The following is a 13,899-nucleotide window of genomic DNA, read 5'->3' as shown; positions in this document are numbered from 1 at the left end:
ACCCGACGCCGCCGGCAGCAGTTGAGGGAGCGGACCCCAGGGCCCGCACCTCCTGCCCACGGTGGGTGCGGGCTCTCCGTGTCCGAGTTCCCGCGGCCGGGCCCCGTGCCCGCGCCCACCCCTGAGACAGGAGTCCGACCGTGGCCATGCGGCCCCCCGTGCCGGTGCCGGCGTTGTCCCGGCGCGCCAAGCTGGTCATCGGCATCGTCGCCGTCCTGCTGGTGCTCTTCAGCGTGATCGGCACGCTCACCAACGTCTACGTCGACTACCTCTGGTTCGACGAGACTGACTTCACCGAGGTCTTCTGGACCGAGCTGCAGACCCGTGCGCTGCTGTTCGCCCTCGCCGGGGTCGCCACCGGCGGCCTGGTCGCCCTCGCGGTCCACCTGGCCTACCGGTTCCGGCCCACGTTCCGGCCGATGTCGCTGGAGCAGCAGAACCTCGAGCGCTACCGCCAGTCGCTGGAGCCGCGGCGCAAGGTCGCCCTGACCGCCCTGGGCGTCGTCCTGGGCCTGCTGGCCGGTGCGGCCGCGCAGGGCAGCTGGCAGACCTGGCTGGCCTGGCGCAACGGCACCGACTTCCCGGGCACCGACCCGGAGTTCGGCAAGAACATCGGCTTCTTCGTCTTCGACCTGCCCTTCTACCGGCTGGCGCTCGGCTTCGGCTTCACGATCGTGCTGCTGGCGCTGATCGGGTCGGTGCTGACGCACTACGTCTTCGGTGGCCTGCGGCTGCAGACCCCGGGGCAGAAGCTCACCGGTGCGGCGCGGGTGCAGCTGTCGGTGCTGCTGGGCCTGTTCGTGGCGCTCAAGGCGGTCGCGTACTGGCTCGACCGCTACAGCCTCGTGTACTCCAACCGCGGCGGGGTCTACACCGGCGCCTCCTACACCGACGTCAACGCGCTGCTGCCGGCCAAGAACATCCTGGTGGTGGTGGCCGCGATCTGCGCCATCGCCTTCTTCGTCAACATCGCGGTGCGCAACACCGTGCTCCCGGCCGCCGCGCTGGGGCTGCTGCTGGTGGCCAGCCTGCTGATCGGGTTCGCCTACCCGGCGATCGTGCAGCAGTTCGTGGTCCGGCCCTCGGCCGACCAGCGCGAGGCGGAGTTCACGTCGCGGGCGATCGCCTCGACGCTGGACGCCTACAAGCTGAACGAGACCGACGTCGAGTACGTCAACTACGCACAAGGTCAGACCACCGCGGCCGACCGGGACGCAGCCGTCGCCGCCCTGCGTGACGACACCCAGACGATCCCCAACGCCCGGCTGCTGGACCCCAACGTCCTGGCCGCGACGTTCACCGCCCGCCAGCAGATCCGCAACGTCTACGGCTTCCCGGCGAAGCTGGACATCGACCGGTACACCATCGACGGCGTCACCCAGGACTACGTGGTCGCCGTCCGCGAGCTCAACAGCTCCGGGCTGAGCGGCAACCAGGGCAGCTGGATCAACCGGCACACCGTCTACACGCACGGCAACGGCTTCGTCGCCGCCCCCGCCAACCAGGTCGCCGCCGGGCAGCAGGCGGGCGAGCCCAACTTCACCACCGGCGACCTGCCCACCCGTGGTGACTTCGTCCCCGACCGGACCCAGGTCTACTTCGGCGAGCTGCTCAACGACGACGGGGTCGACGTCTACTCCGTCGTCGGCGGCACCACCCCCCGTGAGTTCGACCAGCCCGAGGGCGGGTCCGACGAGGGGCAGATCAACTCCACCTACGAGGGCACCGGTGGCGTCTCGATCGGCAGCTTCTTCCGCCGGCTGACCTACGCGATCTACTACCGGGAGCGGAACTTCCTGCTCTCCGGCGCGGTCAACGACCAGTCCAAGGTGCTCTACGTGCGCGACCCGCGGGACCGCGTGGAGAAGGCCGCACCCTTCCTCACCGTGGACGGCGACCCCTACCCGGCGGTCGTCGACGGGAAGATCCTCTGGATCCTGGACGGCTACACGACCTCGGCCGCCTACCCCTACTCCGAGCAGATGTCGCTGCGGGACAGCGCCGCGGACGCGCTGACCGGCACCGGCACGACCGCCCTGCCCGACCAGCAGTTCAACTACATCCGCAACTCGGTCAAGGCCACGGTCGACGCCTACGACGGCTCCGTCACCCTCTACGCGTGGGACGAGCAGGACCCGGTCCTGCAGACCTACATGAAGGCCTTTCCGGGCCTCGTGCAGCCGCGCGACGCGGCGACCGCGGAGCTGGAGAGCCACGTCCGCTACCCCGAGGACCTGTTCAAGCTGCAGCGGGACATCCTGACCAGGTACCACGTCGAGGACCCGATCGCGTTCTACAACCAGAACGACCGCTGGCAGGTCTCGCCCGACCCCACGCAGCAGCAGGCCACCACCGCCGCCACCGTGGAGGAGGACCAGCCGCCGTACTACATCCTGGCCCAGCGGCCGGGTGACGAGCAGGCGAGCTTCCAGCTCACCAGTGCGCTGAACGCGTTCGAGCGGGACAACCTCTCGGCGTTCGTCTCCGCCTCCTCCGACCCGGGCACCTACGGCGAGATCCAGGTGCTGCGGCTGCCGGGCAACACCCCCTACCGGGGGCCGCGCCAGGTGCAGAACTCGTTCAACACCAACAACCTGATCCGGCCGGACATCACGCTGTTCAACAGCGAGAGCTCCCGGGCGGTGTTCGGCAACCTGCTGACCCTGCCGATCGGGGACGCCGGTCTGCTGTACGTGCAGCCGCTGTACGTGCAGGGCACGCAGGAGAACGCCTTCCCGCTGCTGCAGAAGGTCCTGGTGAACTACGCCGACCGGATCGGCTACGCCGACACCCTGGCCGAGGCGCTGGATCAGGTGTTCGGTCAGGGCGTGGGTGAGGTGGCCGTCGACGGCGGCACCCCGACCACCCCGACGCCGGCACCGTCAACCGGCGGGGCGTCGCCGGCCCCGGCTCCGGCACCGGTCGGGGGCCCGGTCGACGAGGCGGCCCGCGACCAGGCGGTCACCCGGCTCAACGACGCGATCACCGAGCTGGGCGACGCCACCCGGGCCGGGGACTTCGCCCGGATCGGTCAGGCGCAGGCCGACCTGCAGGCGGCGGTGCAGGCCTACCAGGCCGCGAACGGGCAGTCCGCGGCCACGCCGTCCGCGGCGCCGACCCCGACCGGCTGAGCCGGCGGTCGGTCCCCGGGGTCACCTGACCCCGGGGACCGACCCCGTGCGGCGGCTGCCCCGGCATGGGGTATGGTCGTACCAGCGACGCGGGGTGGAGCAGCTCGGTAGCTCGCTGGGCTCATAACCCAGAGGTCGCAGGTTCAAATCCTGCCCCCGCTACCACAAACGAAGGCCCGGTCACCCTCACGGTGACCGGGCCTTCGTCGTCCCTGGCTACGCTGCCCGCCGTGCGCAGCCCCGCCCTGGTCCGGTCCGCCGACACCGCGGACGCCGCGGGCATCGCCGAGGTCTACCGGCCCTGGGTCACCGGGTCGGTGGCCTCCTTCGAGACCGAGCCACCGGACGCCGCCGAGATCGCCCGCCGGATGACCACCGCACCCCGGCTGCCCTGGCTCGCCGCCGAGCGCGACGGGGCGGTGGTCGGGTACGCCTACGCCGCCCCGCACAACGCCCGGGCCGCCTACCGCTGGTCGGTCAGCTGCTCGGTCTACCTGTCCGCCGACGAGCGCGGCGCGGGCACCGGGCGGGCGCTGTACCGGCGCCTGCTCGCCGAGCTGTCCCCGCTCGGGTACGTCACGGCCTTCGCCGGCATCGCGCTGCCCAACGACGCCAGCGTGGGGCTGCACACCGGGCTCGGCTTCACCCCGGTGGGCGTCTACCGCGCCGCCGGCTTCAAGGCCGGCCGCTGGCACGACGTCGGCTGGTGGCAGCTGCCGCTCCGGGAGCTCCCGGCCGAGCCGGCCGAACCGACGGCCTGGACGCCGGACGGGGCGGTGCCGGCGGTCGGCGACGAGGCCCCGGGCACCCCGGTCGGGTGAACGGAGGGGGGCCGGGAGCACGCCGTCCGGAGGTGGGGTAGTGTCTGTCCTGCGACGCGGGGTGGAGCAGCTCGGTAGCTCGCTGGGCTCATAACCCAGAGGTCACAGGTTCAAATCCTGTCCCCGCTACCAACCGGAGGGCCCGGTCACCGAACAGGTGACCGGGCCCTCCGTCTGTCTGCCGTGCGCGCCCGTGCAGACTCAGTCCGCTCGGGGGAACGCAGCACGACAGGAGGACGACACGGATGGACGCCGGACCCACGGTGGGGGACACCGCCGACGGAGCGGATCAGTGGCCGGGCCAGGTCACCGAGCGGACGATGGCCGACGGTCGACCGATGTTCTACTTCGACGACGTGGCCACCGCCGGTCCCGTGCACGAGGCCGAGGACACCCGCCCGCTGCCGGAACCGCCGCACGCCGGTGAGGTCCGCTTCGACGTGCTCACCGGGGAGTGGGTGACGATCGCCGGGCACCGGATGAACCGCACCTTCCTGCCCAGCGCCGCCGACTGCCCCCTGGACCCGACCGTCGACCCCGCGCGGCCCACGGAGGTCCCGGACAGCCGGTACGACGTGGTGGCCTTCGCCAACCGGTTCCCCAGCTTCGCCCCGCTGACCGTCGGCCCGGCCGCGGACGCCGTTCCGCCGGCGTTCGGCTCCGCCGACCGGCCCGCGTACGGGCACTGCGACGTCGTGGTGTTCTCCAGCGACCACGAGGCCGCCGTGGTCGACCTGCCGGTCGCGCGCATGCGCACGGTCGTCGAGGCGTGGGCGCAGCGCACCGCCGCCCACTCGGCCGACCCGCAGGTGGCCGAGGTCTTCGTGTTCGAGAACAGCGGCCAGGAGATCGGGGTGACGCTGACCCACCCGCACGGGCAGGTCTACGCCTACCCGACCCTGGCGCCGCGGTCGGCGCAGCTGGTCGAGCAGGCCCGCCGGCACCACGCGGCCACCGGCGGCAACCTGCTGGCCGACGTGCTCGCCGCCGAGCAGGCCGAGGGCACCCGGGTGGTGCTGACCGGGGAGCACTTCACCGCCTACGTGCCCCGGGCGGCGCGCTGGCCGGTCGAGGTGCACCTGGCCCCGCACCGCGACGTGCCCGACCTGGCGGCGCTGCACGACGCGGAGAAGGCCGAGCTCGCGGTGGTCTACCAGGAGCTGCTGCGCCGGTTGTCCCGCTTCCACCCCGGCGTCGACCGGGTGCCCTACATCTCCGGCTGGCACCAGGCGCCGACCGGGGAGGACCGCGCGCTGGGGCGGCTGCACCTGCAGCTGTTCTCGCTGCTGCGGGCGCCGGGCAAGCTCAAGTACCTGGCCGGCTCCGAGTCGGGCATGGGCGCCTGGATCAACGACACGACGCCGGAGCGCATCGCCGACCGGCTGCGGGAGGTGGCGTCATGAGCCCGCTGGACGTCGGGACGCACGAGCAGGCCGACCTCGCCGTCGCCGAGCTGCGCACCACCTGGGGGGCCGAGCCGGACGGCGTCTGGACCGCCCCCGGCCGGGTGAACCTGATCGGTGAGCACGTCGACTACAACGGCGGGCGCTGCCTGCCGATGGCGCTGACCCGCATCACCGCGGCCGCGGTGCGCCGCCGCGACGACGACCTGGTGCGGCTGTCGAGCACGGACCCGGACGCCGCGCCGTTCGAGGGCCGGCTGGACGACCTGGGCCCGGGCTCGGCGACCGGCTGGGCCGGCTACGCCGCGGGTACCCTGTGGGCGCTGCAGCAGGCCGGCATCGACGTCCCGGGCATGGACCTGTCGGTGAGCAGTGACGTCCCGCTGGGCGCGGGGCTGTCCAGCTCGGCGTCGCTGGAGGCGGCGGTGGCCATCGCGGCCGCGGAGCTCGCCGGCCGTGCCGACTCCACCGAGCTGCGGCACGTGCTCGTCCAGGCCGCGATCCGGGCCGAGAACGAGGTCGTGGGCGCCGGCACCGGCGGCATGGACCAGACGGTCGCGCTGCTGGCGGAGGAGGGCTCGGCCCTGCTCATCCACACCCGCGACTTCCGCACCGAGCCGGTGCAGCTGGGCCTGGCCGAGGCCGGGCTGGAGCTGATGGTCATCGACACCCGGGTCAAGCACACCCTCGCCGACGGCCAGTACGCCAAGCGCCGGGCCGACTGCGACGAGGCCGCCCGCCAGCTGGGCCTGGAGTGGCTGTCCGACGCCACCGCCGCCGACGTCGCGACGTTGACCGACCCGCGGCTGCAGGCCCGCGCCCGGCACGTGGTCAGCGAGAACGAGCGCGTGGACACCGTCGTCGAGCTGGTGCGCGCCGGCCGGGTGGCCGAGATCGGCCCGATGCTGGACGCCTCGCACGCCTCGCTGCGCGACGACTACGAGGTCTCCGCGGTCGAGCTCGACGTGGTCGTCGAGGCGGCGCGCTCGGCCGGGGCGCTCGGCGCCCGGATGGTCGGCGGCGGGTTCGGCGGCTCGGCGATCGCGCTGATCCGCTCGACCGACGCGGACGCGGTCGGCGAGGCCGTCGTGGCCGCCTGCCGCGAGCGCGGGCTGACCGAGCCGGTCACCCTGACCGTCACCTCCGGCCCGTCGGCCCGGCGACTGAGCTGAGGAAGGACCCCCTCGCCCCCCACCGCTCGTACCTCGCGGCGGGTCCCTACGAGGGGGCCTGACCCTCGCCCCACCGGTCGCGGCGGGGGGCGGGGGAGCCCTCCCGGGCGGGAACACGCCGCCCGGGAGGGCCGTTCGGCACGGTCATGGAGCCGACCGTCTCGAACGCCCCGCAGGACAGCCGCTACGAGATCCGGGACGGCGACCGCCTCCTGGGTGTGGCCGCCTACCTCCGCAACGGGTCGCAGGTGGTGTTCACCCACACCGAGGTCGAGAGCGAGGGCTCCGGGCTGGGCAGCACCCTGGTCCGGGCCGCACTCGACGACGTCCGCAGCCAGGGCGGCACCGTCGTCCCGCAGTGCTCGTTCGTGCGGGGCTGGATCGAGCGGCACCCCGAGTACCGCGACCTGGTGGCGCAGGAGGCCTGATCTCCTCGCCGTCCGGGCACCTGGGAGGCTGGGGGCATGCGCGTCCTGGTCACCGGTTGGTTCAGCTTCGACGAGGTGATCGCCACCATCGGTGACGATCTGGGCGCGGAGGTGGTGGCGGGATGGCTGCGTGACCTCGACGTCGACCACACGGTGGCCTGGGCGCCCTTCCTCATGCGCGGCCCGGACTGGCGCGCGCTGGACCCGGCCGACTTCACGCACCTGGTCTTCGTCAGCGGTCCGATCTCGGACACCCCGCTGCTGCGCGAGCTGACCGAGGCCTTCGCCGGCGCGCAGCGCTGGGCCGTCAACGTCTCCGTGGTGTCGGAGGCGGGGCGGGCGCTGTTCCACGAGGTGTGGGAGCGCGACGCCCCGGGCGTCGCCCGCCCGGACCTGGCCATGGCCACCCGGACGCCGGACGTCCCGGTGCTGGCGGTCGCCTTCGCCCCGCCGCAGGAGGAGTACGGCGACCGCAGCCGGGCCGTCGAGGTGCGCGCCGCGATCGAGGGGTGGCTCGCCGCCCGCGCGATCCCGTGGTTCGAGCTGACCATGGACTCCTACGAGAAGCCCTACGAGCGCTTCCCGCTGCAGGTCGAGGCGCTCATCCGGCGGGCCGACGCGGTGGTGAGCATGCGGCTGCACGCGCTGGTGCTCGGGCTCGCGCACGGCAAGCCGGTCATCGCCTGCGACGCGATCGTCGGCGGGGCCAAGGTCACCGCCCAGGCGGGTGCGCTGGGCTGGCCGCTGGTGGTGCCGGGCGACCAGGTCGACGCCCACACCCTGGACGCCGCCCTGGAGCACGCGCTGTCCGGCACGCTCACCGACGCGATCGCCGGTGCCCAGCAGCGCGGCGCGGCGTCCAACGCCCAGGCCCGGGAGTGGCTCAGCCGCCAGCTGCAGGGCTGACCACCCGCTGCGCAGTCGCGGCTGGCAACTGGGCGGTGGCGAAGCGGCGCTCGACCTCGGCCGGCACCGGTCGCCGCTGACGCAGGGCGGCCGGCAGGTGGCGGACCACCCCGGCGAGCGCCGTCCGGGCCGCGGGCTCGGTGCGTGCGCGGCGGGCCAGCCGGCCGGTCGCGGCGAGCGCGACGGGGAGCGGGCGGCGCAGCCAGTCGACGAGGACGTCGTTGCGGGTCTGCAGCGACCAGCGGGCCGCGCTCGGCCGGTCCGGTCCGGCGGGGTCGTGCCAGGCGACGACGTCCTCGCTGAACACCAGGTCCCAGCCGGCGGCGGCCAGGTCCAGGGCCAGCAGGTGCTCCTCGCCGCCGAAGAACAGCAGCCGGGAGAACCCGCCGACACCCAAGTAGGCGTCCCGGCGGACCACCGCGGCGAACGCCGGGAAGCTCAGCACCCCGGGTCCGGCGGGGGAGCGGCCGAGCACGGCGAGCCGGTGCTTGCGGGTGACGGCGTCCTCGCTGCCGTCCCCGGCCATCCGCACCCGGCCGACGACGACGGCGACCCGCGGGTGGGCGTCCAGCAGGGCGGCGGCGGCGTCCAGCGAGCCCGGCTCCCACCACGAGTCGTCGTCGGCGAAGGCCACGTACTGGGTCCTCGCGTGCCGGGCGCCGTCGGTGCGCGCGACCGCCCCGGCGTTGGCCGGCAGCTCCAGGACGTCGACGTCGGGGTGCTGCGCCCGGACGGCGGCCGCGCTGCCGTCGGTGGAGGCGTTGTCGACCACGACGACCGGGTGGGCGCCGTCGTCGAGCCGGGCCAGGGAGCGCAGCAGGGACTCCCGCCGGTCCCGGGTGGCGACGACGACGCTGACCGCAGGCTCGCTGTGCACCACGACTGCCTACCCGGCGGCCTGCGCGGTGGGTGCACCGGGGTGCGTAGCGTGCGCGGCGTGGTCCTCGAACAGGCGCTCCTGACCGTCCGCGACGGTGAGCAGCCGGCGTTCGAGGCGGCCTTCGCGGAGGCCCGGGCGATCATCGCCGGGATGCCCGGTTTCCGCCGCCTGTCGCTGTCCCGGTGCCTGGAGCGCAGGACCGGCTACCTGCTGCTGGTCGAGTGGGACCGCCTGGAGGACCACACGGAGGGCTTCCGCGGGTCGGTGGAGTACGAGCGGTGGCGGCAGCTGCTGCACCACTTCTACGACCCGTTCCCGGTGGTCGAGCACTTCGAGACGGTGCTGACGGCCTGAGCGTCAGGCCGACAGCGCGGTGCCGGTCGGGTCGAGGGCCTCGGCCAGCTGGTCGAGGGGCAGGCCGACGGCGCGGGCGAGGGCGGCGACGGTGAAGAACGCCGGGGTCGGGACCCGGCCTGACTCGATCTTGCGCAACGCCTCCAGGCTCACCCCGGACGCCGCCGCGACCTCCATCGGGGTGCGTGACCCCCGGGCCTGCCGCAGCAGGGTGCCCAGCCGACGGCCGCGCTCGCGCTCCTCGGGGCTCAACGGCGGTCGCACCATGGCCGTGATAGTAATACCGGGATAGCAATACCGGAACCAGGAGGACGACGACGTGATCGAACTGCGCACCCCGGGCGAGATCGAGGCCATGCGGGCCGCCGGCGCGGTGGTCGCCCAGATGCACGCGGCGGTGCGGGCCCTGGCGGCCCCCGGCGTCCGGCTGACCCAGCTCGACCAGGCCGCCCGGCAGGTGCTGGCCGACGCCGGGGCCACGTCCCCGTTCCTGGGCTACGCGCCGCTGCGCACGACCCCGCCGTTCCCGGGCGTGGTCTGCCTGTCGGTCAACGACGTGGCGCTGCACGGCATCCCGACGTCCCAGGAGCTCGAGGACGGCGACCTGCTCAGCGTCGACGCCGGGGCCACGCTCGACGGCTGGGTGGGCGACGCCGCCATCACCTTCCCGGTCGGCACGCCGCGCGCCGAGGACCTGCGGCTGCTCGACACCACCACCCGCGCGCTGGAGGCCGGCATCGCGGCGGCCGTCGTCGGCGGCCGGCTCGGTGACGTCTCCGCGGCCATCGGCGAGGTGGGCCGGGCGGGTGGCTGCGGGATCAACACCGACCAGGGCGGCCACGGGATCGGCCGGTCGATGCACGAGGCGCCCAGCGTGCCCAACGAGGGGCGGGCCGGGCGTGGCCTGAAGCTGCGGGCCGGGCTGGTCATCGCCATCGAGCCGTGGTTCCTCGCCGGCGGCTCCGACGACTACTCGGTCGACGCCGACGGCTGGACCCTGCGCAGCGCCGACGGCAGCCGCGCCGCCCACGTCGAGCACACCGTCGCCGTCACCGACGACGGCCCCCGCATCCTCACGCTCCCCGCCTAAGGGGTCCACCGTCGTGCACTCATGGCTGCCCCCGAGGTCGGGAGGCAGCCCTTAGCGCACAACGGCAGGCGGCGGGACCTGCGACGGGGCCGAGAGTGCGCTGAACGGGGTGGCCCGGCTCCCCGGACCCCGCTCAGCGCACTCTCGGCGGGCCGCTCAGCCCAGGGCCTGGTCGAGGTCGGCGAGCAGGTCGTCGACGTCCTCGATGCCGACCGACAGGCGCACCAGGTCCGCGGGCACCTCCAGCGGGGAGCCGGCGGCGCTGGCGTGGGTCATCCGGTGCGGGTGCTCGATCAGCGACTCCACGCCGCCGAGGGACTCGGCCAGGGTGAACACCCGCGCCCGCTCGCAGACCCGCAGCGCGGCCTCCTCGCCGGCCTCCAGCCGGAACGACAGCATCCCGCCGAACTGCGACATCTGCCGCGCCGCGACCTCGTGGTTGCGGTGCTCCGGCAACCCCGGGTAGAGCACGGCGGAGACCGCGGAGTGCTCCAGCAGCCACTCGGCGATCCGGCCGGCGTTGGCGCTGTGCCGGTCCATGCGCACGCCGAGGGTCTTCAGGCTGCGCAGCACCAGCCACGCGTCGAAGGGCCCGTTGACCGCGCCCGCGGCGTTCTGCAGGTACGCCAGCCGCTCGCCGAGCTCGGCGTCGGAGACCACCAGCGCGCCACCCACGACGTCGGAGTGCCCGCCCAGGTACTTGGTCGTGGAGTGCACGACCACGTCGGCGCCCAGCGTCAGCGGCTGCTGCAGGTAGGGGCTGGCGAAGGTGTTGTCGACGACCAGCAGCGTGCCCGCGGCGTGCGCGATCTCCGCCAGCGTCGCGATGTCGGCGATGTTGAGCAGCGGGTTGCTGGGCGTCTCGCACCACAGCACGCGGGTGGTCTCCGGCGCGACCGCCTCGCGGACGGCGTCCAGGTCGTTGAGGTCGACCGGGACGTGCCCGACGCCCCAGGGCTCCTGCACCTTGGAGATCAGCCGGTAGGTGCCGCCGTAGGCGTCCCCGCCCAGCACGATCCGGTCACCGGGCCGGCAGACCGTGCGCAGCAGCACGTCCTCGGCGGCCAGGCCGGAGGCGAAGGTCATCGCGCGGGTGCCCTGCTCCAACGAGGCCAGCGCCGTCTGCAGGGTGTCGCGGGTGGGGTTCGCGCTGCGGCTGTACTCGTAGCCGCCGCGCAGCCCGCCCACGCCGTCCTGCTTGTAGGTGGTGGTCAGGTGCATCGGCGGGATCACCGCGCCGGTGGCCGGGTCCGGCTCCTGGCCGGCGTGGATGGCGCGCGTGTTGAAACCGGTCATGACACGACCGTAGGCGGCAGACCGACGAGGTGACCGAGGACGTCCTGCCGGGTGACGACGCCGGCGGGCTTGCCGTCGACGTGCACCAGCAGCGCGTCCGCGTCACCGAGCGCGGCGACGGCGGCGGTGACCGGCTCACCGGAGCCGATGATCGGCAGCGGGGCCGACATGTGCCGCTCCACCGGGTCCGAGAGCGTGGCCCGCCCGGAGAACAGTGCGTCCAGCAGCGTCTTCTCCGCCACCGACCCGACCACCTCGCCGGCGGTCACCGGCGGCTCGGCCTTGACCACCGGCAGCTGGCTGACGCCGTACTCACGCAGGATGTCGATCGCGTCGCGGACGGTCTCGGTCGGGTGGGTGTGCACCAGGGTCGGGGTGGCACCGGACTTGGTGTCCAGCAGCTCGCCGACGGTCTCCCCGCCCGAGGCGGTGAGGAAGCCGTAGTCGGCCATCCACTCGTCATTGAAGATCTTGTTCAGGTAGCCGCGGCCGCCGTCGGGCAGCAGCACCACCAGGACGTCGTCCTTGGTGAGCCGCTCGGCGACGCGGAGGGCCGCGACCACGGCCATGCCGCAGGAGCCGCCGACGAGCAGCCCCTCCTCGCGGGCCAGCCGCCGGGTCATGGCGAAGGAGTCGCCGTCGGAGACCGCGATGATCTCGTCGGCGATCGACTTGTCGTAGGCCTCGGGCCAGAAGTCCTCGCCCACGCCCTCGACGAGGTAGGGCCGCCCGGTGCCGCCGGAGTAGACCGAGCCCTCGGGGTCGGCGCCGGTGACGTGCACCCGGCCGCCGCTGGCCTCCTTGAGGTAGCGGCCGACGCCGGAGATGGTGCCGCCGGTGCCGGCACCGGTGACGAAGTGCGTGACCCGCCCGTCGGTCTGCGCCCAGATCTCCGGGCCGGTGGTCTCGTAGTGCGACCGGGGGTTGGCCGGGTTGGCGTACTGGTCGGCCTTCCAGCCGCCGGGGGTCTCCCGGGCCAGCCGGTCGGAGACGGAGTAGTAGGAGCGCGGGTCGGCCGGGTCGACGGCGGTGGGGCACACGTGCACCTCGGCGCCGTAGGCCCGCAGCACGTTGATCTTCTCCGCACCCACCTTGTCCGGGCACACGAAGACGCACTTGTAGCCGCGGGTCTGGGCGACGAGCGCCAGGCCGATGCCGGTGTTGCCGCTGGTCGGCTCGATGATCGTCCCGCCCGGACGCAGCGCGCCGGAGGCCTCGGCGGCCTCGACCATGCGCACGGCGATCCGGTCCTTCACCGAGCCGCCGGGGTTGAGGTACTCCACCTTGGCCAGCACCAGGGGTGCATCCGGGCCCAGGTGGGCGGTGACCGACCGCAGCCGCACCAGGGGTGTGTCACCGATGAGCTCGATGACGGACTCGGCGTACTGCACGCGGGCCTCCTCGACACCGGGCCCGGCCGGTTGCCGCTGCCCGTGTGCCCATCCCATCAGACCGCGGGCGGGGGAGGCGTGCCGCTCGGCCACGTGCCGGGGACCGGTTGCGGGCGATCGTGTCCGGCGGACACGGTGGTGCACGACCCTGTGCCGTTTATCCTTGCTGACGCCTGCACCGTGAGCCGGCAGCGGGACGTCGAAGAAACGGCGTGCCCGCCAGGTCGAAAGAGGAACGCACTGCCATGACCGCCACCCTCGGCGCGCTGCACGAGCGTCTCGCCGGTGTCGTCCTCGTCGGCCGCGAACTGCCGGAGGTGCTCACCGAGATCGTCCAGATCTCCCGGGCCACCATGCCGGGCGCCGACGCCACCTCCATCACCCTCATCCGTGACGACCGCGCGTTCACCGCCGCCTTCGACGGCCAGATCGCGATGGACGCCGACGAGCTGCAGTACGAGCGCGGGTACGGCCCCTGCCTGGACGCCGGCCGCGCGGGCGAGCTGTTCGTGGTCGACGACATGGCCACCGAGCAGCGGTGGCCGGACTACGCGGTGCACGCCGCCGCGCGGGGGGTCGGGAGCTCGCTGTCGGTCCCGCTGCCCTTCCAGGGCGCGACCATCGGCGCGCTGAACAACTACGCCGTCCGGCCGAACGCCTTCGGGGACGCCGACATCGCCCTGGGGGAGGAGGTCGCCGCCTTCGTCGCGATCGCGGTCGGCAACGCCGAGGCAGCCGCGCGGGCCAGCGACGACGTGCTGAACATGCGCCGGGCGATGGCCTCCCGCGGGGTCATCGAGCAGGCCAAGGGCATCCTGATGGAGCGGTACAAGATCACCGCCGAGCAGGCGTTCACCCTGCTCACCCACGCCTCGCAGCGCAACAACGTCAAGCTGCGCGACGTCGCCGAGGAGCTGACCACCACCGGCGTGCTGGCCGGCGCCTGACCGCGACCCGGCGTCGCGGCCGGCGCGCGGGCGGGGCCAGGATCACCGCATGACACTGCTCCGGTCCGCCCGCGGCGCGG

General features: G+C 73.7%; 13 protein-coding genes and 2 tRNA genes. 11 read left to right on the top strand and 4 right to left on the bottom strand.

Going from position 1 to position 13,899, the window contains the following annotated elements:
- The first annotated feature begins 146 nt into the window (after positions 1 to 146).
- The 8 genes from O2W14_RS12435 to O2W14_RS12400 all read left to right on the top strand — a co-directional run bounded on the left by O2W14_RS12435 (position 147) and on the right by O2W14_RS12400 (position 7,861).
- Positions 147 to 3,131: a UPF0182 family membrane protein gene (locus O2W14_RS12435; protein ID WP_269176609.1), complete on the top strand. Its 2,985-nt coding sequence runs from the start codon at positions 147 to 149 to the stop codon at positions 3,129 to 3,131.
- Between the two features lie 88 nt (positions 3,132 to 3,219).
- Positions 3,220 to 3,296 (top strand) — tRNA-Met (locus O2W14_RS12430).
- Between the two features lie 65 nt (positions 3,297 to 3,361).
- Positions 3,362 to 3,952 (top strand): GNAT family N-acetyltransferase, encoded by a 591-nt coding sequence (locus O2W14_RS12425; RefSeq protein WP_269176407.1) that lies wholly within the window; start codon positions 3,362 to 3,364, stop codon positions 3,950 to 3,952.
- Positions 3,953 to 4,007: 55 nt separating this feature from the next.
- Positions 4,008 to 4,084, top strand: a tRNA-Met gene (locus O2W14_RS12420).
- Between the two features lie 113 nt (positions 4,085 to 4,197).
- Positions 4,198 to 5,355 carry a galactose-1-phosphate uridylyltransferase gene (galT, locus tag O2W14_RS12415; protein ID WP_269176406.1) on the top strand — a complete coding sequence of 386 codons (1,158 nt, stop codon included), beginning with the start codon at positions 4,198 to 4,200 and terminating at the stop codon, positions 5,353 to 5,355.
- The gene (galK, locus tag O2W14_RS12410) at positions 5,352 to 6,527 is read left to right on the top strand and encodes a galactokinase (protein ID WP_269176405.1); all 1,176 of its coding nucleotides are present in this window, start codon (positions 5,352 to 5,354) and stop codon (positions 6,525 to 6,527) included. Before galT ends, galK begins: the two co-directional genes overlap by 4 nt.
- A 146-nt stretch (positions 6,528 to 6,673) precedes the next feature.
- On the top strand, positions 6,674 to 6,955 hold the full coding sequence (locus tag O2W14_RS12405) for a GNAT family N-acetyltransferase (protein WP_269176404.1): 282 nt from the start codon (positions 6,674 to 6,676) through the stop codon (positions 6,953 to 6,955).
- Positions 6,956 to 6,991: 36 nt separating this feature from the next.
- Positions 6,992 to 7,861 (top strand): polysaccharide pyruvyl transferase family protein, encoded by an 870-nt coding sequence (locus tag O2W14_RS12400; protein ID WP_269176403.1) that lies wholly within the window; start codon positions 6,992 to 6,994, stop codon positions 7,859 to 7,861.
- On the opposite strand, the gene O2W14_RS12395 is transcribed toward O2W14_RS12400, so the two are convergent.
- Positions 7,839 to 8,738 carry a glycosyltransferase family 2 protein gene (locus O2W14_RS12395; RefSeq protein WP_269176402.1) on the bottom strand — a complete coding sequence of 300 codons (900 nt, stop codon included), beginning with the start codon at positions 8,736 to 8,738 and terminating at the stop codon, positions 7,839 to 7,841. The two genes, O2W14_RS12400 and O2W14_RS12395, sit on opposite strands and share 23 nt — an antisense overlap.
- Positions 8,739 to 8,798: 60 nt before the next feature.
- Here O2W14_RS12395 and O2W14_RS12390 point away from each other — a divergent pair, with 60 nt between their 5' ends.
- The gene (locus O2W14_RS12390; protein WP_269176401.1) at positions 8,799 to 9,095 is read left to right on the top strand and encodes an antibiotic biosynthesis monooxygenase family protein; all 297 of its coding nucleotides are present in this window, start codon (positions 8,799 to 8,801) and stop codon (positions 9,093 to 9,095) included.
- A gap of 3 nt (positions 9,096 to 9,098) precedes the next feature.
- On the opposite strand, the gene O2W14_RS12385 is transcribed toward O2W14_RS12390, so the two are convergent.
- Positions 9,099 to 9,362, bottom strand: coding sequence for a helix-turn-helix domain-containing protein (locus tag O2W14_RS12385; RefSeq protein ID WP_269176400.1), 264 nt, complete (start codon positions 9,360 to 9,362; stop codon positions 9,099 to 9,101).
- A gap of 52 nt (positions 9,363 to 9,414) precedes the next feature.
- Between O2W14_RS12385 and map the strand changes: the two genes are divergently transcribed.
- Positions 9,415 to 10,185, top strand: a complete 771-nt coding sequence (gene map, locus O2W14_RS12380) for a type I methionyl aminopeptidase (RefSeq protein WP_269176399.1) — start codon at positions 9,415 to 9,417, stop codon at positions 10,183 to 10,185.
- 156 nt (positions 10,186 to 10,341) lie between these two features.
- On the opposite strand, the gene O2W14_RS12375 is transcribed toward map, so the two are convergent.
- Positions 10,342 to 11,481, bottom strand: a complete 1,140-nt coding sequence (locus O2W14_RS12375) for a cystathionine gamma-synthase (protein WP_269176398.1) — start codon at positions 11,479 to 11,481, stop codon at positions 10,342 to 10,344.
- The gene (locus O2W14_RS12370) at positions 11,478 to 12,872 is read right to left on the bottom strand and encodes a cystathionine beta-synthase (RefSeq protein ID WP_269176397.1); all 1,395 of its coding nucleotides are present in this window, start codon (positions 12,870 to 12,872) and stop codon (positions 11,478 to 11,480) included. The genes O2W14_RS12375 and O2W14_RS12370 overlap by 4 nt, the downstream gene beginning before the upstream one ends.
- Positions 12,873 to 13,117: 245 nt before the next feature.
- Here O2W14_RS12370 and O2W14_RS12365 point away from each other — a divergent pair, with 245 nt between their 5' ends.
- Positions 13,118 to 13,819, top strand: coding sequence for a GAF and ANTAR domain-containing protein (locus O2W14_RS12365; RefSeq protein ID WP_269176396.1), 702 nt, complete (start codon positions 13,118 to 13,120; stop codon positions 13,817 to 13,819).
- Positions 13,820 to 13,899 lie beyond the last annotated feature (80 nt).

The organism is Modestobacter sp. VKM Ac-2986, from assembly GCF_026967795.1.
Lineage (GTDB): Bacteria > Actinomycetota > Actinomycetes > Mycobacteriales > Geodermatophilaceae > Modestobacter.
Note: the sequence above shows the minus strand (reverse complement) of the source record. Positions and strands in the feature narration are given on the sequence as shown.

Bases quoted from the DNA above. Each gene is read 5' to 3' on its own strand.
- O2W14_RS12405 (WP_269176404.1), top strand. From the start codon at position 6,674: ATGGAGCCGACCGTCTCGAACGCCCCGCAGGACAGCCGCTACGAGATC.
- O2W14_RS12435 (WP_269176609.1), top strand. From the start codon at position 147: ATGCGGCCCCCCGTGCCGGTGCCGGCGTTGTCCCGGCGCGCCAAGCTG.
- O2W14_RS12400 (WP_269176403.1), top strand. From the start codon at position 6,992: ATGCGCGTCCTGGTCACCGGTTGGTTCAGCTTCGACGAGGTGATCGCC.
- O2W14_RS12365 (WP_269176396.1), top strand. From the start codon at position 13,118: ATGACCGCCACCCTCGGCGCGCTGCACGAGCGTCTCGCCGGTGTCGTC.
- galK (WP_269176405.1), top strand. From the start codon at position 5,352: ATGAGCCCGCTGGACGTCGGGACGCACGAGCAGGCCGACCTCGCCGTC.
- galT (WP_269176406.1), top strand. From the start codon at position 4,198: ATGGACGCCGGACCCACGGTGGGGGACACCGCCGACGGAGCGGATCAG.
- O2W14_RS12375 (WP_269176398.1), bottom strand. From the start codon at position 11,481: ATGACCGGTTTCAACACGCGCGCCATCCACGCCGGCCAGGAGCCGGAC.
- O2W14_RS12385 (WP_269176400.1), bottom strand. From the start codon at position 9,362: ATGGTGCGACCGCCGTTGAGCCCCGAGGAGCGCGAGCGCGGCCGTCGG.